General features: G+C 27.2%; 25 protein-coding genes and 2 pseudogenes. 16 read left to right on the top strand and 11 right to left on the bottom strand.

From position 1 onward, the window contains the following. Together CRU91_RS07935 and CRU91_RS07940 are read right to left on the bottom strand one after the other, a co-directional pair. Positions 1–1,060 (bottom strand): annotated as a pseudogene (locus CRU91_RS07935) (hypothetical protein); the annotation flags it as partial. Positions 1,061–1,152: 92 nt separating this feature from the next. Beyond that, positions 1,153–2,334 carry a YbfB/YjiJ family MFS transporter gene (locus CRU91_RS07940; protein WP_113894693.1) on the bottom strand — a complete coding sequence of 394 codons (1,182 nt, stop codon included), beginning with the start codon at positions 2,332–2,334 and terminating at the stop codon, positions 1,153–1,155. 94 nt (positions 2,335–2,428) lie between these two features. Between CRU91_RS07940 and CRU91_RS07945 the strand changes: the two genes are divergently transcribed. Further along, on the top strand, positions 2,429–3,256 hold the full coding sequence (locus tag CRU91_RS07945) for a LysR family transcriptional regulator (RefSeq protein ID WP_113894694.1): 828 nt from the start codon (positions 2,429–2,431) through the stop codon (positions 3,254–3,256). Here CRU91_RS07945 and CRU91_RS07950 read toward each other — a convergent pair. Further along, positions 3,237–3,593: a winged helix-turn-helix transcriptional regulator gene (locus CRU91_RS07950; protein ID WP_113894695.1), complete on the bottom strand. Its 357-nt coding sequence runs from the start codon at positions 3,591–3,593 to the stop codon at positions 3,237–3,239. The genes CRU91_RS07945 and CRU91_RS07950 overlap by 20 nt on opposite strands. 100 nt (positions 3,594–3,693) lie before the next feature. On the opposite strand from CRU91_RS07950, the gene CRU91_RS07955 reads away from it, so the two are divergent. Beyond that, positions 3,694–4,224 carry an NAD(P)H-dependent oxidoreductase gene (locus CRU91_RS07955; protein WP_113894696.1) on the top strand — a complete coding sequence of 177 codons (531 nt, stop codon included), beginning with the start codon at positions 3,694–3,696 and terminating at the stop codon, positions 4,222–4,224. Positions 4,225–4,394: 170 nt separating this feature from the next. Here the strand turns inward: CRU91_RS07955 and CRU91_RS07960 are convergent, their stop codons facing one another. Beyond that, complete coding sequence (locus CRU91_RS07960) at positions 4,395–5,645, bottom strand: MgtC/SapB family protein (RefSeq protein WP_113894697.1); 1,251 nt, start codon at positions 5,643–5,645, stop codon at positions 4,395–4,397. A 128-nt stretch (positions 5,646–5,773) separates the two neighbouring features. On the opposite strand from CRU91_RS07960, the gene CRU91_RS07965 reads away from it, so the two are divergent. The 12 genes from CRU91_RS07965 to CRU91_RS08020 are packed head-to-tail and all read left to right on the top strand — an operon-like array spanning position 5,774 to position 16,357. Then, positions 5,774–6,556 (top strand): TOBE domain-containing protein, encoded by a 783-nt coding sequence (locus CRU91_RS07965; RefSeq protein ID WP_113894698.1) that lies wholly within the window; start codon positions 5,774–5,776, stop codon positions 6,554–6,556. An 8-nt stretch (positions 6,557–6,564) separates the two neighbouring features. After that, a complete protein-coding gene (modA, locus tag CRU91_RS07970) occupies positions 6,565–7,311 on the top strand; it encodes a molybdate ABC transporter substrate-binding protein (protein WP_113894699.1) in 747 nt (248 codons plus the stop codon). 2 nt (positions 7,312–7,313) lie between these two features. Next, positions 7,314–7,706 carry a TOBE domain-containing protein gene (locus tag CRU91_RS07975; RefSeq protein WP_113894700.1) on the top strand — a complete coding sequence of 131 codons (393 nt, stop codon included), beginning with the start codon at positions 7,314–7,316 and terminating at the stop codon, positions 7,704–7,706. Further along, the gene (modB, locus tag CRU91_RS07980; protein ID WP_113894701.1) at positions 7,699–8,391 is read left to right on the top strand and encodes a molybdate ABC transporter permease subunit; all 693 of its coding nucleotides are present in this window, start codon (positions 7,699–7,701) and stop codon (positions 8,389–8,391) included. Before CRU91_RS07975 ends, modB begins: the two co-directional genes overlap by 8 nt. Continuing rightward, positions 8,392–9,246, top strand: coding sequence for an ABC transporter ATP-binding protein (locus CRU91_RS07985; RefSeq protein WP_113894702.1), 855 nt, complete (start codon positions 8,392–8,394; stop codon positions 9,244–9,246). It abuts the gene before it with no gap. 48 nt (positions 9,247–9,294) lie between these two features. Continuing rightward, on the top strand, positions 9,295–11,277 hold the full coding sequence (locus CRU91_RS07990; RefSeq protein ID WP_113894703.1) for a TonB-dependent receptor plug domain-containing protein: 1,983 nt from the start codon (positions 9,295–9,297) through the stop codon (positions 11,275–11,277). Further along, positions 11,277–12,275, top strand: a complete 999-nt coding sequence (locus CRU91_RS07995) for an LLM class flavin-dependent oxidoreductase (protein ID WP_113894704.1) — start codon at positions 11,277–11,279, stop codon at positions 12,273–12,275. Before CRU91_RS07990 ends, CRU91_RS07995 begins: the two co-directional genes overlap by 1 nt. Next, positions 12,268–13,281: an ABC transporter substrate-binding protein gene (locus tag CRU91_RS08000; RefSeq protein ID WP_113894705.1), complete on the top strand. Its 1,014-nt coding sequence runs from the start codon at positions 12,268–12,270 to the stop codon at positions 13,279–13,281. Before CRU91_RS07995 ends, CRU91_RS08000 begins: the two co-directional genes overlap by 8 nt. Then, positions 13,274–14,278 (top strand): FecCD family ABC transporter permease, encoded by a 1,005-nt coding sequence (locus tag CRU91_RS08005; protein WP_113894706.1) that lies wholly within the window; start codon positions 13,274–13,276, stop codon positions 14,276–14,278. Before CRU91_RS08000 ends, CRU91_RS08005 begins: the two co-directional genes overlap by 8 nt. Beyond that, a complete protein-coding gene (locus CRU91_RS08010; protein ID WP_113894707.1) occupies positions 14,278–15,042 on the top strand; it encodes an ABC transporter ATP-binding protein in 765 nt (254 codons plus the stop codon). Before CRU91_RS08005 ends, CRU91_RS08010 begins: the two co-directional genes overlap by 1 nt. Before the next feature lie 8 nt (positions 15,043–15,050). Next, positions 15,051–15,857 (top strand): class I SAM-dependent methyltransferase, encoded by an 807-nt coding sequence (locus CRU91_RS08015; RefSeq protein ID WP_113894708.1) that lies wholly within the window; start codon positions 15,051–15,053, stop codon positions 15,855–15,857. Next, positions 15,854–16,357 carry a molybdopterin-dependent oxidoreductase gene (locus CRU91_RS08020; RefSeq protein ID WP_113894709.1) on the top strand — a complete coding sequence of 168 codons (504 nt, stop codon included), beginning with the start codon at positions 15,854–15,856 and terminating at the stop codon, positions 16,355–16,357. The genes CRU91_RS08015 and CRU91_RS08020 overlap by 4 nt, the downstream gene beginning before the upstream one ends. A 107-nt stretch (positions 16,358–16,464) precedes the next feature. Here the strand turns inward: CRU91_RS08020 and CRU91_RS08025 are convergent, their stop codons facing one another. The 4 genes and pseudogenes from CRU91_RS08025 to CRU91_RS08035 form a co-directional block, all read right to left on the bottom strand. Then, a complete protein-coding gene (locus CRU91_RS08025; RefSeq protein WP_113894710.1) occupies positions 16,465–18,480 on the bottom strand; it encodes a TonB-dependent siderophore receptor in 2,016 nt (671 codons plus the stop codon). A gap of 178 nt (positions 18,481–18,658) precedes the next feature. Further along, positions 18,659–18,865, bottom strand: coding sequence for a hypothetical protein (locus CRU91_RS08030; protein ID WP_113894711.1), 207 nt, complete (start codon positions 18,863–18,865; stop codon positions 18,659–18,661). Positions 18,866–19,031: 166 nt separating this feature from the next. After that, entirely contained in the window at positions 19,032–19,190 is a 159-nt protein-coding gene (locus CRU91_RS12255; protein ID WP_222718432.1) for a hypothetical protein, read from the bottom strand. Beyond that, positions 19,191–19,349: pseudogene (locus CRU91_RS08035) on the bottom strand (addiction module protein); the annotation flags it as partial. Positions 19,350–19,527: 178 nt separating this feature from the next. On the opposite strand from CRU91_RS08035, the gene CRU91_RS08040 reads away from it, so the two are divergent. Continuing rightward, on the top strand, positions 19,528–20,742 hold the full coding sequence (locus CRU91_RS08040) for an ATP-binding protein (RefSeq protein ID WP_113894713.1): 1,215 nt from the start codon (positions 19,528–19,530) through the stop codon (positions 20,740–20,742). Positions 20,743–20,755: 13 nt separating this feature from the next. On the opposite strand, the gene CRU91_RS08045 is transcribed toward CRU91_RS08040, so the two are convergent. From CRU91_RS08045 to queF, 3 genes are all read right to left on the bottom strand, one after another. Then, positions 20,756–21,163 carry a YqaA family protein gene (locus CRU91_RS08045; RefSeq protein ID WP_113894714.1) on the bottom strand — a complete coding sequence of 136 codons (408 nt, stop codon included), beginning with the start codon at positions 21,161–21,163 and terminating at the stop codon, positions 20,756–20,758. 203 nt (positions 21,164–21,366) lie between these two features. After that, a complete protein-coding gene (locus tag CRU91_RS08050; protein WP_113894715.1) occupies positions 21,367–21,954 on the bottom strand; it encodes a DNA-binding protein in 588 nt (195 codons plus the stop codon). A 10-nt stretch (positions 21,955–21,964) separates the two neighbouring features. Further along, a complete protein-coding gene (gene queF, locus CRU91_RS08055; RefSeq protein WP_222718434.1) occupies positions 21,965–22,342 on the bottom strand; it encodes a preQ(1) synthase in 378 nt (125 codons plus the stop codon). Between the two features lie 117 nt (positions 22,343–22,459). On the opposite strand from queF, the gene CRU91_RS08060 reads away from it, so the two are divergent. Further along, entirely contained in the window at positions 22,460–23,419 is a 960-nt protein-coding gene (locus tag CRU91_RS08060) for an NAD(P)-binding domain-containing protein (RefSeq protein WP_113894717.1), read from the top strand. Positions 23,420–23,427: the final 8 nt, after the last annotated feature.

Here is a 23,427-nt window from a genome sequence, read left to right on the forward strand (position 1 = left end):
CTTTTGTTGGTACTACTACATTACCATCTTTATCTACTAATTTTACTACATACTCACCTGTCTGACTCTCCCACAACTCTTTTGTTCCATCGATTACAACATACACTGTATCTTCTGGTCCATATCCCCCATCTTCACCACCTGGATTTAAAGGGTTTGAGTTATCTAAAATCTCAGTATCAACATTTGTTTTTTGTCCGTTCACATCTCCAGTTCTCATATCAAAATGAGTTGAGTTATTTCCTGTGATTTCTAAATTGTAAATTTCACCATTATCTGCTAAATAGTCATCTATTGTTTTTATATTAAATGTAGTTTCGCTTGTTCCTGCTTTGATTACTACTTCTATAACATTGTTGTGATTATATTCTGTGTCGCCATCTTGAGTTGTTTTATTTGTATATCTTACATAGATTATTGTATCTTGAGTTGCTATTACTGGATTTCCTGCAGCATCTACTAGTTTTACTACATATTGAGCTTCATCACCTTCATTTACAACTTGTAAACCTTCAATTATAGTATAAACAGGAGGTAAGATAAAAATATTATCTGGTGCATCTTCGATTTGATTATCAGTTCCACCAGTCCATGAAGCTTGTCTTAAATCACTAATAACATCTGTTGCATCTCCATCTCTAGCATTAAATTTAGATCTTAATGCTCCACCATCTTGACTCTCTTCATTTCCAGCATTTGTAGCTTGTTCAGTTACATCACCAGCTGCTGTTTCCATATTGTCTATATTTTCTTGTGCTTGATTCCATGCACTTAAAGTTTCATCAACAGCTTTTTTATCAAAAGCTACCTCTTCATTTCCAAAAGATATAGTAGTTAAAGATGAATCAAATAATTGATTATTATCTTGATTTACAACTACTACATCATTTCCTGATAGTTCAATAGCGATATTTGCCAAAGATGAGTTTGTTTTATCTCCAAAAACTACATCATTTTTTGCTATTGTATCGCCGATTTTAAGTTCTCTTACAGCTCCTGAAGAATCTTTTACATAAAATTTACCTTCAGTGATTGATTTTACTGTTCCTAATACTTCCATTAGTATCTCCTTAAAAATAATATACTAGATTATATCAAATTATTTAAGGAGTATGTATCACCCGCTGGGGTGATATTTGGCATAAATTTAGCTTAAATTTTATCTTTTTCAAACTTTTTAGCTATAAAAAGTAAAAATACTCCACCTAAAACTATCAAAGCTGTTAAATATAGAGCATAATCATAGTTGCCATATTTTTCAATAAAATATATACTATAAAGAGGTGCAATAACTTGTCCTATACCATAAGAAGTTGTTAAAGCACCCATCAAAACAACTGGATTTCCATTTGAAAGTTGCCCACCCAAATTCATAAAAAGTGCAACAAGCCCTATAAAAGTTCCACCATACAAAACTCCACTTAATAAATTTAAATAAATATTTGTTGTAAAAGCAGGGATTAAAATCCCTATAGCTTGTAAAAGTAGGGCTATGATGATGATATTTACACTTCCGTATTTATGAGCCAATCTCATCCAAATAATACAAGATGGTATTCCAGCAATACCAACTAAAGTCCAAGTTAAACTTCCATATCCTTCAAGTCCAGCAAGATTGTTTATAATATCTGGTAAAAATGTAGCTTGAACAACAAATCCTACACCTTCAGCAAAATATGCCATAATCAAAAGGATAACAAATGGAGTAAAAATAGTAAAATCAAATTTCTGTTTTATTTGAGCTTGTTTTACTTCTTTATCAAAAGATAAAATATACATTGCATAAAAAGATAAAACAATAGCATATATACAAAGTACACTCCAAGCATCTTCCCAAGTATAACCCAAACTTAAAACATATCTTGCTATTAAATCCGTAGTCAAAATAGAAAATCCTATTCCACTAAAATGTATTCCCATCGCTTTTGTTTTACTCTCAATTTTGAGTTTTTGCATAACAATTGCAGATCCTACAACCAAACACATAGCTCCTGCAAATCCACCTAAAACTCTTCCTATCATCCAAAGTGTATCATCTTTGCTATAGGCTAAAATAAAAGTTGTAACAATAGCTAAAACTATTCCAAATCTATAAAAATATACTTTGATATTTATGTTTTTTATAAATACCGAAAATATAGAACCAGCTAAATATCCAGCAAAATTTAGTGAAGCTAAAATCCCTACAAATTTAATAGTTAAATAATCATCTATCATAGGAGGAATAAGCCCAGTAAAAGCAAATCGTGCAACGCCTATACCTATGATAATTGAAAATATACCAGCAATTAAAATCGCTAAATTATCATTTCTATCGAATAATCTTCTTAACATAAAACTCTCTTCCTTAGTTTTTTTGCTATCATATCACTAAAGATTATTCTGTGTCAAATAATCAATAATGATAGGTGATATAAGGAAAAATGATATGGATTTAAATTTATTAAAAGTTTTTGTAAGTGTTGCAAATAATAAAAGTATATCGATAGCTTCAAATGAGTTAAAATGTAGCCAATCAAATGTAACTTCAAGAATAAAACAGCTTGAAAAAATATTGAATTTAGAGCTTTTTCATAGAGTTCCAAAGGGTGTTATATTAACTTCAAGTGGAGAGAAGTTTTATCCACAAGCTTTAGAAATAATACATAAAATGGAAAGTTCTATTGCTAGTTTAACTGAAGATAAGAATATAAGTTCTCTAAAAATTGGTTCAACTGATTGCAATGCAGTTGTACGAATTTCACCATTTTTAATACAACTTCACAAAGATTTTCCAAAAATGCAACTAGAACTTTTTACAGGGACTACAAAAGATATTATACAATTAATCTTAGATTATAAAGTTGATATAGCTTTTATAAGTGGTGAGCCAAGAAATGATAGTTTAATGATATTAAAAAAATTTGAAGAAGAGATAGCGATTTTAGAACCTTATGAAGAAAATACTCCAAATGTAGCTTTGAGTTTTAAAGATGGTTGCGTTTATGATGAATTTTTAAAAGATTATTACAAACAAAAAAATATATATGTTGAAAAAACTTTACCTTTTGGAAACTTAGAAACTATTCTTTCGTGTATAAAAGTGGGTATGGGTAAATCTTTACTTCCAACAAGCATAGTTAAAAAAATGGGTTATGATAAAGATATCAAAATCACAGTTTTACCAAAAGATGAAGCTAATATTCCAACTTGCTTGATTTGTAGAAAAGATAATATTCCAAAAATTAGTGATTATCTTAAGAAGATGGAGTTATAAAACAATTTAATTCTGGTCTCTCTTTTGAACCCCAACTACACATAGCATCTAAAATCGGAATAAGAGATTTTCCCGTACTTGTTAAACTATATTCAACTTTTGGTGGAATCATTGCATACTCTTTTCTTGTAATTAGCTTGTCAGCTTCCAACTCTTTTAATTGAGAACTTAACATTTTATAAGTAATACTTCCTATTTTTCTTTGTAATTCATTGTATCTTATAACTTTATGTTCAGATAATAAGTACAAAATCATCATTTTCCATTTTCCAGAAATCAAAGATAAAGTATAACCAAATGGTGTTTCAGCTATATTTTTTAGTTCATCTTTCTTCATTTACACTTTCCTTTTTGATAGTATATTACATAAAAGTACATATTTACATTTTTTTATATTTACATATAATAACATCAAATTTTATAAAAAAGGTTTTAATATGAAAAAAATATTAATCAATTTGGTACATCCAAATTTCGAAAAATCGCTTGTAAACAAAAGACTAATTAATGCTATTAGTAGTTTTGAAAATGTAACTATAAATAATTTATATGATAAATATAAAGAGTTTAAAATAGATGCTAAAGAGGAGCAAAAACTACTATTAGACAACGATGTTATAGTTTTTCAATTTCCAATGTATTGGTTTAGTTCACCTTCTATTTTAAAAGAATGGTTTGATATTGTACTTGAAAACAATTTTGCTTATGGAGGTCAATATAAATTACAAAATAAACCTTTTGCTGTTGCTGTTAGTTGTGGAGGATATGAAGAAGCATTTTGTGAAACAGGAAAAGACAAAAAAACAGTTGAAGAGTTTCTTTCTCCATTGTATGGTACTGCAAATTATATAAAAATGGATTACAAAAAACCTTTTATAACTTACGGAACAGAATTTGAATTGAGTGAAGATACATTAAATAAATTTGAACAAGATTATATAAAATATATTAAAGAGTTATCTAAATAAAATAAATAAGCGATGAGTATAGTGTTTTAGTTAAACTTCTGCTGTAAGTTTTATACTCATCGGTTATCAATCTTTTTGTTTTTGGATTATATCAGAAATTTTTTTTATTTGTATATATTTTAAAATCTTATAATTAAAAATTTGCAAAAGTGTAACCATATGTAGGAAAATTATAAAATTAATCCTACAAATATTGTTAAAATACCTAAAACCATCAAACAAATTGAACTTGAAATTGCTTTTTTCTTTCCAAACCAAACTGTATATAAAGCTTTTAGTATATTATTACTTCCAGCTGCAATAATAATCGCTCCTGCAATTGATAAACTATCAATATTATAATTTCCAGCTAATAAAGATAAGATAAACGGGTCAATATCTGTAAATCCAATTATTACAGAAAGGATATTAAGCCCTGTTGTGCCAAAACTATTAACTACTAAATTTGTAATAAGCATAGTTACAACAAACAAAAAGGCAAACACGAATGCTGTTCCTAATTCTAATGGGTTTGAATCTTCTAATTCAACATTATTATTTACTATATGAGAACCTTTTTTATAATAAATACCAACTATTATCAAACAAATGACTGCAAATGCTAAAAATGGATAAACAATGATTTTAAAAACTTCCATATTAAAAATAGCTGCAATTACACTAAGTCTAAGATACATCATTAAAGTTGCACTTACAATAGAAGCTGTAAACATATCACTATTCTCTAAGCATTGGGATTTTTTTGATAAAACAACTGTTGTTGCTGTTGAAGAGTAAAGTCCTCCTAAAACTCCTGTTAAAAGTAAACCTTTTGAAGGAAAGATATATTTTTGAACTATATAACTTAAATAAGAAATAGTTGATATAACTACAACTGTAAGCCAAATTTTATATAAAGAAATTCCAAGATAAGGTATAGTTGTATCTTTTGGTAGAAGTGGCAAAACAACTGCTGAAAGAAGAATAATCTTTCCTAAAGTCTCTAATTCATAGATATTTATTTTTAGTTTGAAATTGAACAATTTATTTTTTGCATTTAGTAAAAATATTATTACAACAAAAATTAAAGAGGCCAACCAAAATGGAAAAATATCTATTAATGCACCAAAACTATACACAATCATAGCAACTAGAAAAAGTACTATACTATTTTTCTTATTTTCAAGAAGTTTATTAAAAAGCATAGTATAAAGAACTGTTATTGATATAAATCCTGCTATAAAGATAAAGAAATTATTTGGTTCTAATATATAAAATATAAATCCTACAATACCTATAAAAGTGTAAGTTCTGGTTGTTCCAAAAAATGTTTTTATATCATTTTCATGAAATTTTAATCCATAAGCTTTAACTTCTAACCCTATTAAGAAACTAAAAACTGTTGTTGCAATAAAATCTATTAAAAGTTCATTGATTTCCATTTGTGTATCCTTAGTAAAACTTTGTAATAATATCATATTAATATTGATTTAAATCAATATCTATTAAGATATATAACGATACTATTTGATTACGTTATATATCTAAAAATATAACAAAAGGATTATATATGCCAATATCATCTAATTTGACTTTAGAAATTTTGAATCAACCTTTTTTGCTTGAGAAAAGAATTGAACTACTTATGGCTATAAAAAAAACTGGTTCGATAAACAAAGCAGCAAAAGAAGTCCCAATGAGCTATAAAGGTGCATGGGAAGCTATTGAAGCTATGAATAATTTATCAACAACTCCAATAGTTTTAAGAGAAACTGGTGGAGCAGGTGGCGGTGGAACAACTCTTACAAAGTATGGAGAAAATCTTTTAGAAACATATTTTTTACTAAAAGAAGAGCAAAAAAAGTTTATTGAAAATCTAAATCGAATTACTGATTTGAATACTGGAACTTTAAAAACTATAAGGAGGTTATCTATGCAAATTAGTGCAAGAAATCAAATAATCGGTGTAGTTGATAATATCTCACTAGGAGCTGTAAACGCTGAAATAGAGATAAAACTAAAAAGTGGAAATTCAATAGTTTCTATTATAACTAATAGTTCTGTTGAGAATTTAGGGCTTAAAATTGGAGATGAAGTTGTTGCTGTTATAAAATCTAGCAATGTTTTATTATCAACTCAAAGTGATTTAAAACTTAGTGCAAGAAACTCTTTAAAAGGTACTATTGAAGATATAAGTTTAGGTGCAGTAAATGCAGAAGTTGTAATAAATATTGGAGATAAAGATAAAATCGTTGCAGTTGTAACTGCAAATTCTATTTCTAATATGAAATTAGAAGTTGGAACAAAAGTTGATGCTATTATAAAAGCATCTGATATTATGATAGGAAGATAGGAGATAGTATGAAAAAAATTATTTTAGGTTTAGCACTATTATGTTCATCTGTTTTTGCTGGAACAGTTAATATCGCAGTTGCTGCAAATGTTAGCTATGCAATAAATGACTTAATCGCAGAATTTAATAAAACAAATCCAAACACAAAAATAGAAGTAGTTCTTGGAGCTAGTGGAAAATTTACAGCACAAATTCAAAATGGTGCACCATTTGATATTTTTATGAGTGCGGATATGAAATTCCCTGAAACTTTATATAAAGAGAATTTAACTGCAACGCAACCTGTTGTTTATGCGCAAGGAAGTTTAGCAATATTAAGTGCAAAACCACTAGATTTCTCAAAAGGAATAGAAATAGTTTCAAATGACACTATCAAAAGAGTTGCGATTGCAAATCCGAAAACTGCTCCTTATGGAACTGCTGCTATTGAAGCACTAAAAAATGCAAATATTTTAGAGAAAAATGAAAGTAAATTTGTTTATGCTGAATCAATTTCTCAAGCTGTAACATATGCTTTAACTGCTGCTGATGTTGGATTTATCGCTAAATCTTTATTGTATGAAGATAAGATGGCTCAATATAAAGAAAATATAAATTGGATAAGTGTTGATCCAAAACTATATACTCCAATTGACCAAGGAATAGTAGTTTTAAATAAAGCAAAAGATAATGCTGAAGCTAAAGCTTTTTATGATTTTATCTTAAGTTCTAAAGCAAAAGAGATATTTAAAAACTTTGGTTATTTGGTAAAATAAATATGATTGCAAGAGTAAAAAATATTCAAAACAAAGACAATTTGAATATAGTAGAATTTGATTTTCATAATAACACTTTTAAAATGATGAGTTTGGATTTAAGTAGCAATTTACAAATAGGCTCAAAAGTTGAACTTCTTGTAAAACCTACAAATATTGTAATATCTAAAAATCATATAGAAGATATTAGTCTATCAAATCAAGCTCTTGCAAAAATTACTGATATACAAAATGGTGAACTTCTAAGTAGTATCAAACTAAAAATAGAAAATACTATTTTAGAAAGCATTATCACAAAAGAGTCTTCAATAAGACTAAACTTAAAAAAAGATGATGAGATAAATATCTTGATAAAAGCTAGTGATTTATCTATAAATAGGGTTTTAAATGATTGATTACTTACTAAATGTTGATTATGCACCTTTTATGCTATCTTTCAAATTAGCATTTATTACGACTTTGATTTTGTTTGTGTTATGTATGCCACTTGCTTGGTATTTATCTCAAACAAAGTCAAAATTTAAACCAATTTTGGAATCTCTTTGTACAATGCCATTGGTTGTTCCCCCAACTGTTTTAGGTTTTTATCTTCTTTGGGGGTTATCTCATAACTCTCCAATAGGACAATTTTTTGAGAACTATTTTGGGATAAAACTTGTTTTTAATTTTTATGGAATTATCATCGCAAGTTGTATTTATAGTCTTCCTTTTATGGTTCAACCTCTTCAAAGTGGATTTGAAAGTTTAAATAAAAATATGCTTGAAGCTAGTTATATAAGTGGAAAAAGCAAATTTACAACTGTTTTAAGAGTTGCATTACCAAATATCAAACCATCGCTTTTAACAGCACTTATTATAACTTTTGCACATACCGTTGGTGAGTTTGGAGTGGTTTTGATGATTGGTGGAAGTATTCCAAATGAAACAAGAGTTGCAGCTATTGCAATATATGAATTTGTTGAAGTATTGGACTACAAAGATGCTCATATTTATAGTTTGATTATGATTGTAATGAGTTTTTTAACTCTTCTTGCAGTTTATGTTTTCAATGGTAATCAAAAAAAAGATAGGTTTTTTTAGATGATAAAGCTAGATATAAAAAAAGAGCTTCATGGGAGTTCTGGAAAAATGCTTTTAGCAGTAGATTTAAATATAAATAGCGGTGAATTTATAGCTTTAAGTGGAGTAAGTGGAAGTGGGAAAACAACTATTTTAAGAACTTTAGCTGGACTTGAAGAAGCAAATGGAGAAATAATTGTAGATAATGAAATTTGGTTAAATGATAAAATCTCAAAACCTATTCAAAAAAGAGATATAGGATTTGTTTTTCAAGATTACGCACTTTTTCCAAATCTTTGTGTTATTGATAATTTACTTTATGTTACAAAAGATAAAGAGTTAGCAAAACATCTTTTAAATCTTACAGATATGTATGAACTAAAAAATAGATATCCAAATAGCTTAAGTGGTGGACAAAAACAAAGAGTGAGTTTATGTAGAGCTTTGATGAAAAGACCAAAATTGCTACTTTTAGATGAGCCGCTTTCAGCTTTAGACCCATCAATGAGAGTAAAACTTCAAAATGATATTTTAACTTTACATAAAGAGTTTAATACAACTTCTATTATGGTAAGCCATGACCCAAGTGAAATGTATAAATTAGCATCAAGAGTTTTGGTTATGAGTAATGGAAAAATAGTTGAAGATGGCTTACCAAAAGATATTTTATTAAAAACAAAAGGTAGTCAAAAATTTAGCTTTGAAGGTGAACTTTTGGATATAAAAAAAGTAGATGTTATAAATGTAGCAATCATAGCTATTGGACAACAAATTGTAGAAGTTGTAATAAGCGAAAATGAAGCACAAAATTTAGAAATTGGACAAATAGTAAATGTAAGCACAAAAGCATTTACTCCAAATTTACAAGGAGTATAATTTTTTTTAATAGTCGTTATATATAAAAATAAATAAAGGAAGAAGAAAATGACAAAAAAATTGAGTTTTGCAGTTGCAACTGCAGTTATGACATGTTCATTGGTTGCCAATGAAACAACTCACTTAGGTGAAGTAAATATAATAGCTGGAAATAATTCTGATAGCAAATTTAAAAGCAATCAAATTTCAAGTGAAGATATGAAACTACAAGAAAAAAATACGGTTGTAGAGGCATTAAATACAATTAGTGGTATTACAGTAAATAATCATGGAATAAGAGGAGAACAATCTGTTTCTATTAGAGGATTTAGTGCAAAACACGCTCCAGTTTTTATAGATGGTATTGCTGTAAATGTACCTTATGATGGTTACCTAGATTTTGCAAACTTTACAACTTTTGATTTAGAGAAGATTCAAATAAGTAAAGGTTTAACTTCTACTCTTTTGGGAGTAAATACTTTTGCAGGTGCAATTAACTTAGTTACAAAAAAACCAACAAAAGAGTTTGAAGGTACAATATCTGCTGGGGCATTTAGTGGAGAAGGAAGAAAAGCTTATTTAAATTTAGGAACAAATCAAGGTAAATACTATATCCAAGCTAGTGGTTCTTATTTAGATAGAGATTATGTTCCTATGTCGAGTAATTTTAACTCAACTTCTGTTCAAGATGATGGGCATAGAGTAAACTCATACAAAGAAGATAGAAAAGTAAATCTTAAAGTTGGTTATACTCCAAATGATACAGATGAATATGCTATCAACTATATAAATCAAAAAACAAAAAAAGGTATGCCTTATCCAGTTTATCAAAGTGAGTTAGGTCAAAATTCATACAGACAATGGCCTTATTCAGATAAAGAGAGTTTTTATTTTCTTTCAAATACAAACTTTGATTTAGGGTATTTAAAAAGTAGAATTTTCTATGATAAATTTGAAAACAATATGTACTTTTTTAAAGATAATACATTTAAAGAATTAAGAAGTAATCCAACACCTTATGATGCAAATACAAAAGGTATTTCACTTGAACTTGGGCAATACGACACACAAAGAAATAGTTTAAAATTAGCACTTCATGCAAAACAAGATACTCAAAAAGACCTTGATAAAGATGGTAATACTTCAAGTGTTATGAAAATTAACTATTTATCTATTGGTTTAGAAGATACTTTTAAAGTAACTGATGATTTTAGAGTTATTACAGGAATTAGCTGGGACAAAGATGATGTAAAAAAAGCTAATAATGGAAGTTTTAAAGCAAATGGAACTCGTCCTTATGAAAATGTAAAAGAGTTTGAACATACAAGTGAATCAGCTTTTAATCCTATGATTAAAGTTGAATATGATATAGATGAAACTTTTGGACTTTATGCTGGAATTGCTAAAAAAACAAGATTTGCTAGTCTAAAAGAAAGATACTCATTTAGATTAGGAAGCGCTATTCCAAATCCAGATTTAAAACCTGAAAAAGCTATAAACTATGAAATTGGAGCAAATAAAATATTTGATAATCAAGGTATCAAATCAGCATTTTTTTACTCTGACGTAAAAGATTATATTCAAACTGATAGAGTGACTAATCCTTTTGGTGGAGGAATGACTAATCAAAATAAAAATATTGGAAAAGTAAAACATATGGGTTATGAATTAGAATATTTCTATTCATTTGATGAAACTTTAGATTTTGATGCAAGTTATACAAGACTTTTAGCAGAAGATAAAGATAAAAAAGTTGATATAACAGATGCTCCAAAACATAAAATTGCTTTAGGTGTAACATATAGACCAATCAAGGCTTTAACAACAAATGTAAATATGCAATACTCTTCAAACAGACATACAACTTCAAATGATAGAAGTAAAGATACAAGCGGTGCAGCTATTTGGAATGCAAAAATTGCTTATGAACTTGTAAAAGGATTGACTATTGATGTAGGTGCTTCAAATATATTTGACAAAAACTACGAATATAACTATGGCTATCCAGAAGCTGGAAGAGTTATATACTCAAATTTAACATATAAATTCTAATGAAAACTGCACTTTTTGCACTTTTTGAGAATTGGGAAAATGATTACCAAAAAGCAATAACAGACCAAATTGATTTGGTTTGTTATGCTGAAAATCTGGGTTTTGATGAAGCTTGGATAACAGAACACCATTTTAACAACTTTAGTGTAATTCCATCTCCTTTAACTCTAGTAAACTATCTTTTAGGAAAAACAAAAAATATCAAAATAGGAACAGCTGGAATTTTACTTCCATATTATAATCCTATAAAACTAGCAGAAGAGATAGCCACTATAAAAGCTTTTGATGATAATAGGTTTTTATATGGTATTGCAAAAGGTGCATTTGCTATTTATGATAAAACTTTTCATACAAATGCTTTAACAAATAGAGAAGTTATGTTTGAAGCAAATGAACTTATACATAAGCTTTTACTTGAAGAACAAGTAAACTTTAAGGGTAAATTTTTTTCTTGTGAAGATATATCAATTCGCCCAAAAATAAAAGATAATTTTACAACTTTTTTAGCTTCAGAATCTCTTGAAGCAATAGAAAAATGTGCAAAAGATGATTTTGGACTTATTGGAAGTTTAGCTTTAAGCAAAGAAAAAATGAAAGAAATATTCACGAATTTCCAAAATTTTAGCCCAAATAAAAAGCTGTCATTTAGAGTAGCAAGAGGTATAAATATAGGCTTTGACAAAAAAGAAATAGAAGAAGAAACAAAAAAAAGTGCCGATATATTTATCAACTCAATGCGACTTTCAAAACAGACAAATCCAACTTTAGCAAAACTTCTAACATCTGAGTATATTGATATCAGAAATACCATATTTGATAAAAATAGAATTTTAGAAAACTCTATTTATGGAACTCAAAAAGAGTGTATTGAACAAATAAAAGCTTTAAAAAATGAGTTTGATATTGAAGCAATACTTCTAAAACCACTCACAACTTCTACAAAAAGAGCAAAAGAAGTTTTAAATTTATATATAAAAGAGGTAAAACCTTATGTTTAAAATAGTTTTTTTAATTTTATCTTTATGTTTTTATGCAAATGCAAACAGTTACAAAGATATGTTTGATGAAAATATAGAGATAAAAAAAGTAGATAAAATTTATGCCTCAACTCCTACAATTTTATACTCACTTTATGCTGTTGATAAAAGTAAAATTGCAGGATTGAATTTCCCTTTTAATGAAATAGAAGCAAAATATATAGATGAAAATATAAAAAATCTTCCTATTATTGGTGGTTGGTTTGGAAAAGGAAATACTCCAAATAGTGAGATGATTTTAAAAATAAATCCAGATGTGATACTACTAAGTGAAACTTCAAAAGAGCAAAGTGAAAAAAAAATAAAAGATAGTTTGGGAAATATAAATATTCCATTTTTCTATATAAAATCTTCAACTTTAGAAGATATTATAAACTCATTTTCATATTTAGGTAAATTAACTTCAAATGAAAAAAGAGCAAAAGAGTTAGAAGATTATGCAAACAAAGTTTTAAATGAAGCAAAAGAAGTATCAAAAAAAGTTACAAAAAAACCAAAAGTATATTATGCTCAAGGAAATAATGGACTTGAAACTGAATGTGATAGTTCTGTAAGATCTGAACTTATAACTTTTGCAGGTGGAGAGAATTTACACAAATGCCAAAATTCAAATACTTATGGAAAACAAGCTATAAATTTTGAAAAAGTTTTATCATACAATCCAGAAGTTATATTGGTTTATGAAAAAGAGTTTTATAAAAAAATTTACAATGACCCAAAATGGCAATTTATAGATGCAGTAAAAAACAAAAGAGTATATTTTTTACCTAAAGGACCTTTTTCTTGGTTTGATAGACCACCATCTTTTATGAAAATATTAGGGCTTAAGTGGTTACTTAATATCTTACACAATGATATTTATCAAATTGATATAAATAAAGATGCAAAAGAGTTTTATTCACTATTTTTAGGCTTAGAAATAAGCGATGAACAATTAAATCATATTATGGGAAAAGATATTGAATAAATATCTATTTTTGATTATTGCTTTAGTGGTTTTGATAAATAGTTCACTATTTATTGGAAATTATGATATTTCATTTGATAATTATATAAATTTTATAAAAGCATTATTTGGTTTTAAATCAAATCTAACACAAGAGCAATATGACTTATTAAAAAGTATCATCTTTGATATTAGATTACCGCGAATTATAGCTGCAGCAATGATTGGTGCTTCACTAGCAATTTCAGGAGCAGCTTTTCAAGCTATGTTTGTAAATCCACTTGTTTCTCCTGGAATTTTGGGAGTTTTAAGTGGTGCTTCTTTTGGAGCAGCTTTAGGAATGGTTTTAGGTTGGTCTTGGTTTTTTATAAATCTTAGTACATTTATCTTTGGTTTTTTAGCAGTAGTTTTTGCACTTTTTATCTCTTATATTTATTCAAATGCAAAAAATATGATTATCCTAGTTCTTGGTGGGATTATTAGTAGTTCACTTTTTGGAGCATTACTTTCTATTTTAAAATATAGTGCTGATCCTTATGATACTCTTCCAGCAATTACTTATTGGCTTATGGGAAGCTTGTCTTTTAGTACTTCAAGCATAGTTTGGAATTTAACTATTCCTATGCTTTTAGGCGTATTTATTTTGATTTTTTTATCAAAATACCTAAATGCCTTAAGTTTAGGAGATGAAGAAGCAAAAGCTTTAGGAGTTGATACAAAAAAGATTAAAATTGTTGTTATTTTAGTGGCTACTTTTATAAGTGCTTTAAGTGTTATTTTAGCTGGGATTATAGGTTGGATTGGGCTTATTATTCCACATATTGTAAGATTTTTATTTGGAGCAGATAACAAAATAGTTCTTCCAATAAGTGCTATTATAGGAGCTATTTTCTTGCTTATTGTTGATAATACCTCAAGAATGATATTTAGCTTTGAAATTCCAATAGGTATTGTTACATCAATTATTGGAATACCAATATTTATTTTAGTTTTAAAAAATGCGAAAAAAGGTTTTTAATGCTTTTAATTGATGCAAAAAATATCTCTTTTTCTTACCAAAAAAAAGAGGTTTTAAATGATATAAATTTTGAACTTCATCAAGGAGATATATTATCTTTGATTGGGAAAAATGGTTGTGGAAAAACCACTTTATTAAAAATACTTTTGGGAATTTATAAAAGCTCTGGAGATATAAAAATATTATCAAAGAATATCAATGATTATAAAAATAAAGAGTTAGCAAAACTTATATCTTATGTTCCTCAAACTCATCAAATACCTTTTGATTATACAGTTTTTGATGTAGTTTTGATGGGAAGATTGGCACATATAAATCTATTTTCAAACTATTCACAAAAAGATATTGAGATAACTATAAAAAACTTAGAAAAAGTTGGCATTTTACATTTAAAAGATAAAATATACTCACAAATTAGTGGAGGAGAACGACAACTAGCCTTTATTGCTCGTGCTTTAACACAAAATGCAAAAATCATATTTATGGACGAGCCTGTAACTGGACTAGATTATGGAAACCAATTAAAACTTTTGAAGTTTTTAAAAGAGTTAGCAAATGAGGGATATACTTTTGTAAAAACTACTCACTATCCAGATCATGCGTTATATGCTTCAAATAAAGTTATGATGTTAAAAGATGGAAAAGTTTTGGATTATGGGACAGTTGATGATAAACTAACAGTTGAAAATATAAACCAACTTTATGATGTAAATGTTGAGATAATATCAAAAGAAAATTATAAATTCTGCATACCAAAAATTTAGGAGAAAAAATGGCACTGGTAAAAACAAATTTAGATGAGTTAAATTTTTCAAAACTCTATAAAAAACAGATGAAAAACTCTACTTTTAAAAGTAAAAGTAGCAAAGATTGGGATAATAAAGCAAAATATTTTAGTCAAAATGTTGTAAATAGTCCTTACACAAAAGAGTTTATAAGCAAAGTGGATACAAGTGATTGTGAAACGCTACTTGATGTTGGAAGTGGACCAGCAACCATCTCTTTGGCTCTTGCAAAAAAACTAAAAAATGTTTATGCTCTTGATTACTCACAAGAGATGCTAAATTATGCAAATGAAAATGCAAAAGAGAAAAATATAGATAATCTTACAACAATTCATAAATCTTGGTATGACTCTTGGGAAGATGTACCAAATACTGATATGGTAGTTGCTAGTCGTTCTATGGAAGTAAAAGATATAAAAAAAGCTTTACAAAAACTAAATGAAAAAGCAAATAAAAGAGTTTATATCACTACAAAAGTTGGTGGAAGCTTTATTGATAAAGAGATACTAGAGCAAATCAAAAGAGATATTATTCCAAGACCTGATTATATATATTTAGTAAATTGTTTACATAGTATGGGAATATTTGCAAAAGTTGATTTTATCAAAACAAACTCTTCAAAATTTGATACACCAAATGAAGATGATTTTATACAAAGTTTAAAATGGAGTTTAGGTGATATGTCAAAAAAAGAGGAAAAAATCCTAAGAGAGTATTTTAATACAACATATAAAAATAAGAAATCAAAAGAGACTATAACTTGGGCATTTATTTCGTGGGAGAAAGAAGTATGAAAAAAATATTTTTAGTTTTAATATTTTCATTATCGCTATTTGCAAATGAAAATTACAAAGTATCAACAAAAGTTGAAGTTTATGGTTTAGTTTTAAATAAACTATCATTAAATGTAGAAGAGCTTGAAAAAATGAGTTATTTTAAAAGTGGTTCAACTCCTGTTATTTGTATGAGTGGAGAAACAAAAGATAATGTAGAAAGCTATGAAGGTGTCTTGCTAAAAGATATTTTAGATAAAGCTGTTGTTGATATAACTAGCAAAAAAGATTTTAATAAAATATATATTCAAGTTATTGCAAGTGATGGCTACGATGCAATTTTTTCATACAATGAGGTTTTTAATACCAAACTAGGAGATAATATAATAGTTTTTTATAAGAAAAATGGCGAATATCTTAAAGATTATCAAGGTAAAATCGCACTAATAAGTATAGATGATATAAGAAATGGACCAAGACATATAAAATGGCTTGAGAAAATTGTTGTGGGTAAAATATAAATTTTAATCTCAAAATTAAATAAATACTTAAAGTTATTGAGAACTGGGACTTTTCTCAACATTTGCTAAAGCAAAGTTTCGCTCTAAGTTGTCCCAGTTTCAAAAGTCTAAAACCTATATTTCAAAGTAGCCATCCAATTTCTCTCTTCTCCATAATTGTAATTATTAAAGCTAGTTTTGTACTCTTTATCTAAAGCATTTTTGATATTTACCAATAAACTTAAGTTTTTATTAAATTCATAATTTGCCATCAAATCAACTACAAAATAATCTTTTTGTGTAGCTTCGCTAACCATTTCAGGATAACCAGCTTGTATATAATAACCTTTTACTGTATTATCAAAAATTTCACTTTGCCATCTTACACCACCACCTAAAGTTAATTTAGATATAGGTTTATAAGTAGTAAATAGATTTGCTGTTCTAATAGGTATAGCATCACTTGTTAATCTTTTTCCATTTTTATCTTTAAGAATTGATGAAGAGAAACCAGCTTGCACTTGCCAATAAGGAGTAATTTCTCCTGCAATTTCAAACTCCCAACCTTTGTTTTTTGTATCATCTTCTGCTTTCATTGCACAACCATTAGTACCTGGAACTTTATAACAAAGCCCTGTGTCTGGATTTATATCAGTTACTGCAAGATCATCTTTACCTGATTGGAAAAGTGCAATACTAGAGTTTAATCTTCCATCAAACCATTCACCTTTTAAACCAACTTCATAGTTAAATCCAGTTTCTGGGTCAAGAAACTTATCACCTTTATCTTTATGATTTTGTGGATTAAATATCTCTGTATAACTTACATAAGTTGTAAGATTTTCTGTAAGATCATATGTTAAAGCTAAATATGGTAAAAAATTATCAAATTTTCTATCATCTACAATAGTAGTACCTTTCCAAATATGTTTAGTTTCCCATTTACTATATCTTCCACCTAAAATTGCAGAGAAATCATCTGTAAAGTTTAATTTTGTTGAAATAAATATTCCATATTGTTTTGTTGAATAATTACTTCTAGTAGAACTATATTTAGACCAATCAGGTTCAATATGCACTAACTTATTATTACTAATACTAAAACCTGTTCCATCCCAACTTTGCTTTCCTGTATGTTCAGCCTTTGTTTTTATTACATTTGCTCCAATAACTAAATCATGAGATTTCCCCCATAAATCAAAAGCTCCATTTAACTTTATATCTGCTGAATGATTTTCTTCCCAAACATCATATTTTCCAAGTCCAGCTTCACGTACAGTGTAATTATTTACCCAAGCATTTGCTCCACTATATTTGACTGCTCTATCTTGTTTAATATAGTTATATTTAGCGTCTATTTTCCAAGAATCATTAATATGATGATTTAAAGCTAAAGTGTAATTATCTATTGTTGATTCTTTTTTCGTCCAATCTGAAGTATACCAAGTATATTTATCAAAGTTTGTTAAGCCAACTCTCTTATATGGTCCTGTCGCATTAAATAAAAATCTTTCTCCACCAGCTTCCTGATAAGCATTATTTTCAGCTTTTGACATTTCCCAAGAACCAGATATTGTAGTTGAATCACCTAAATCAGCTTCTACAACACCATATAAAGTATTATTTTGTCTATCAAGTAAAGGGTTAAAATATCCACCTTGATTATGAACAGCTATAAATCTTCCTCTTATACTTCCATCTTCATTAAATCCACCACCAATATCTACAACACCCCTATATTTGTCCCATCTTCCAGTTTGTACTTCAAGTAAAGCTTGAAACTCTTTTGTTGGTTTTTTTCGTACTAGATTTATACTTCCACTTGGATCTCCAGCACCAGTTAAAAGTCCATTTGCTCCTCTTACTATAGAAACAGAGTCGTAAATGCCTGACTCGAAACCTCCATCTTGATTAAATTCAAATTGTGTAGTAAAGTTCGATGATCCATCTATTTGAAAATTTTTAATTTTATAACCACGAGACCAAAAAGTAGCACGCTGTGGATCATTTGTTGGAGTTGATTCTACATAAACTCCAGTTACATTTTTCATCACATCGTTTAAATTGTTTAATTGTTGATCTTCCATTCTTTTTGAAGTTATAACTGAAACTGATTGTGGTGTTTCTTTAAGTGATAAGTTCATACCAGTTGCTGAATTGTCTTGGCTACGAGTGTAGCTATTTTCTTTATTATCTTTTACAGAAATTTCATCTAAAACAGTAGTATTACCAAAGTTTTGATATTTTGGTTTTTCTATTATGTATATTATGCTATCTTCTTCGATAGCTTTGAGATTATGTTCTTCTAATATAATATTTAGATTACTTAATACCGTACCCCCCCCCGAAACTCACTTTTTCTGAGTCTATACTTTTATCTTTCAAGTTATTAGCTTTTGAAATATATGTTACATTATATCTCTTTACTATATTCTCTACTGCTTCTTGCAAACTTATCTCTTTTGCATTTAACATTGTTCCACTTAACATCATTGATGCTAAAACTGAAATGAAAACTCTATTTTTCATCTTAAATCCTTTGTATTAATTTTGAGAATTTGTTTCTCTATATAGTAAGACGATTTAAATGAAAAAAATGGACAATTTTACAGAAAGAATTTTCAAATTTGTTAACTGGAGTTACCTTTGGTAACAAAAGAGAATATTATATTTAAATAAGGTTTAGATATTCATCTCATACTTCTAAAGCTTTTTTATGATTTTGATTTAATAAAGCTTTTTGAAACTCTAAATTTTTTGATTTATTTTTTCTATTAAGTTGTTTTTCATACCAAAGATATGCTCCTTTAATATCCTCTGCAACATCAGAATGAAAAACAATTTGCTTAAACATTTAGCTTAATACTCTTGGTTTTATTTCATTCCAATTTTGAGTTTGAACTTGTCTAAATTGTATTTCTTCATATCTTTTTTTAGAAAGTTCTAGCCATTCATTTTCTGAATTTTCATCGTGTTTTTCATCCATTGAAGCAATCAAAAATTTTATAAGATTACTTTTCTCATCTTATGAAAGTTTTTGTATGTCATCTATAACTCTATTCATAACTTTAGTCATAGTAACTCCTTTTGTGATATTTTTTATTATATCAACTTATTTTAATCTTTATAGTAATAAGTATAAAATTATGTAAATTTATGTAATATACAACAAGATATTTAAGGATTATAAAATGTATATAAAAAGATTAATTATAAATGATATAAGAGAATATCAAAAGTTTTTCCCAGTTTTACTTATAAGTGGAGCTAGACAAGTTGGAAAATCTACTTTGGCATTACATTTAAATATTGACAATTATATAACTTTAGATGATATAAATATGTATGAAATGGCAAAAAACAATCCAAAAGGATTTATAGAGAGTTTATCTAAACCTGTTATCATAGATGAAATACAAAGATTACCACAATTATTAATTTCTATAAAAGAGTATGTAGATAAAGATAGAATTAATGGAGAGTTTATTTTAACTGGTTCTGCATCACTTCAAGGATTTAAAGAGATATCAGATTCACTAGCAGGAAGAATTGGAATAGCTGAACTTTATCCTTTTTCATTAAAAGAAAAAAATCAAAGTAGTGAAAATATCATTGATATTTTTTCAGATGATTTAAATAAATATCTTTTAAAAAAATATGAAGATATAAGTATCGAAAAAGATATTATAGATGGTGGTTATCCTGAAATTAGTAAAATTGATAGTACTAAGGGAAAATATCTATGGTTTAGTTCATATATAAGAACTTATATAGAATCAGATGCAAAAGAATTAGCAAATATTAGGAATATGGATAAATTTATCAATATGTATAAACTTTGTATGTTTAGAAGTGGAAGTATATTTAATAAAAATGATATTCAAACACAAGTAGGACTTGATGGAAGAACTTTTGATAGTTATTTTAGTGTTTTAGAACATACTTATCAAATACAAAAATTGCAACCATATTTCAATAATCAATTAAAAAGATTAGTAAAAACTCCAAAAATCTTTTCTATTGATACAGGAGTTCTTTGTCATTTACTTCAAATTAGTACAGAAAATGAATTTAATAAATCTCCATTAAAAGGAGAAATACTTGAAACTTTTATTTTTAGTGAATTATTAAAAGCAAATTCTTATGCTCAAAGTAGAACTAATTTGTATTATTATAGAACAATAGATAAAAAAGAGATAGATTTTATTTTGGAGTATTCAAACAAAATTATAGCTCTTGAGATAAAAGCTTCAAAAACAGTTAAAAAAGATGATTTTAAACATATATATAATCTTAAAAATGAGATAAACAAAGAGTTTGATAAAGGAATTGTTTTATACATGGGAGATACATTTTTACAAATTGATGAAGATATGTATGCTATTCCTATTGGATTTTTAAAGTAAATTATAGATTTTATTAGACTATCAAAGCTATAAAAAGGTACCTTCCTAACTTTGATATTATTACTAAAACTAAAAATAGTTTAAAATTATATTTCAAAACTCCAGCTACAAAAGTAATAGGATCACCTATGATTGGTAACCATGCAAAAAGAATGCAGATAGCTCCATATTTATCAAAATATTTTTTGCTAAGATTTATATATTTCTCATTTACAAAATTCTTATTTACTAAATATTCTTCTCCCTTTAAACCCAAATAGTAGTTTAAAACTGATCCCAAACTATTTCCTAAAGTAGCGAAAAACAGAAGTAAAAAAAGATTATAACCCTCTAAAATATTGTAAATAAGTATTGCTTCACTTCCAAGAGGAAGCAGGGTTGCAGACAAAAATGCTGAAAAGAATAGTATTAGATATGTCATTTTTCCCTTTTATTATATATTAAAGATATATTAGCTAGAATCACAATCTTTAAAAGTAGCATTGAGAACATAAAAGTGTTTTGAATGCTCCTTTTTAGACCCTTTCAAGCATTACTAAAGACAACGCCCCAGGATGGGAACATAGCAAGGCACCTTTTTTAGTGTTGTGTTTGGGTATCTGGAAAGGAGTACTTTTTGTACTTCTAAATCAAATCTTCAAAATCATCATTTAAAATCAAAAGTTTTTTATCAGTTTTGTTATAAATAAATCTTTTATCATCATTTTTTATAGCTTTAAATATGATATTTTTTATTTCAGCTTCTGTTTTATTTGCTCTTTTTAGTATCATAAAAAACTCTTTTATAGTTATAAATTCACTTTTTTTCTCTTCTTTTTCTACACTTTTTTCAATTTGAGGCTTATATATAGCTCTCATTTCATTAAAAGCACTTTGTAAAAGTTTTATTTCACTATTAAAAACTTCTATTATTCTTTTTTGATTTTTTTCCAATCTTTCTATTTCAGAAACATATTGGTTTCTCATCCACTTTATAGATTTTTTTAAGATGATTATTTGTTCATCTTTAGCTTCTATTAATTTATCAAAATTAGTAGTTTCTTGAACATTTTGTGTATTACTATGTTGTATTAAATTATCATTTATATATACAAAAGTTTTTCCATCTTGTTTTAGTGATTTTAGTTGATTTTTTTTTATACGGTAGTGGATACCTTGTAAAGATAAGCCTAAAATTTCTGCTGCTTCAGCAGTAGTAACTAATCTTTCCAAGACATTTCTCTTATACTTTTGAACTATCTATTTCAATAACTGTATGAACATTTCCTCTTGGTTTAAAATCTGCTATAACTTTAAGCCATCGTGGTTCTAGTTTAGAAGAAAGTGTATCAAATATCTCATTTGCTGAATTTTCATGAGAAATATATCTATTCATAAAAGAGTTTATATATATTTTTAATGCTTTTAATTCTATAACCTTTTTATTTGGGATATATTGTATTTTTATTGTTGCAAAATCAGGGTAACCACTTCTTGGACATTTTGCCATAAATTCTGGTAACTCAATATCTATTGTATAGTTTTTATTATGCTCATTTGGCCAGAAATTTTCAGGATTATTTATATCAAAATCTAAAATTTCTTTTTCACCATATTTTATTTCCATTAGTAACCTTTTTTCAAATAATTAAGAAATATTTTATCCAAATATCTCTTATAAAGCTACTTTATATAAATCAAGTATAAAATATAGATATATTTATCATAGGATTTAATTATGAACAAAGAAATTTTTGATATTTTGATAATTGGAGCTGGTGTATCTGGTATTAGTTGTGCGATTGAAGCAAAAATAAAAAATATTGATAATATTTTAGTTTTAGAAAAAAGTGATAATTTCTTTGACACTATAAGAAAATTTTACAAAGATGGAAAAAGAGTAGATAGAAACTGGAAAAATCATATTGTTGATATTATTGGAAATATAGATTTTTTCGATTCTACAAAAGATGACACTCTAAAATATTTTGAAAATCTTTTAGCAAAACATAATATAAATCCTTTGTACAATAGTGAAGTAGAGAAAGTGATAAAAAATAGCGAAAATATATTTGAAGTTTACTCAAAAACTCAAAAATTTTTAGCAAAAAATGTCATCATCACTATTGGAAAAATGGGAAAACCAAATAAACCTGATTATAAAATACCTTTAGAAATTCAAAAAATAGTAAATTTCAATCTTGATTCCTGTACAAAAAATGAAAATATTTTAGTTATTGGAGGTGGAAATAGTGCAGCTGAATATGCTTATAGCCTTATTGATGATAAAAATAGTGTAACTTTAGCTTATAGACAAAAAAGTTTCTCAAGAATCAATGAAACAAATGAAAATATATTAAAAGAATATGAAAGAACAAAAGGTTTAAATATAAAATTAGGATGTGATATTCTAAGTTTAGAAGCTTGCGAAACAAAAGTAAATGTACATTTTAGCAACAAAGAGAGTAGTATTTTTGATAGACTAATTTATGCTATCGGAGGTACAACTCCAACTGATTTTTTAAAAAATTGTGGAATACAAATCGATGAATATCATAAAGCTATTTTTGATGAAAATTTTGAAACAAATGTAAAAGGACTATTTTTAGCTGGTGATTTAGCCGCACACAATGAAGGTTCTATTGCTATTGCTTTAAATCATGGTTTCAAAATAATAGATTATATTTCAAAAAGATAATTTGTAAG

This window comes from Aliarcobacter vitoriensis (assembly GCF_003316695.1).
GTDB classification, from domain to species: Bacteria; Campylobacterota; Campylobacteria; order Campylobacterales; family Arcobacteraceae; genus Aliarcobacter; species Aliarcobacter vitoriensis.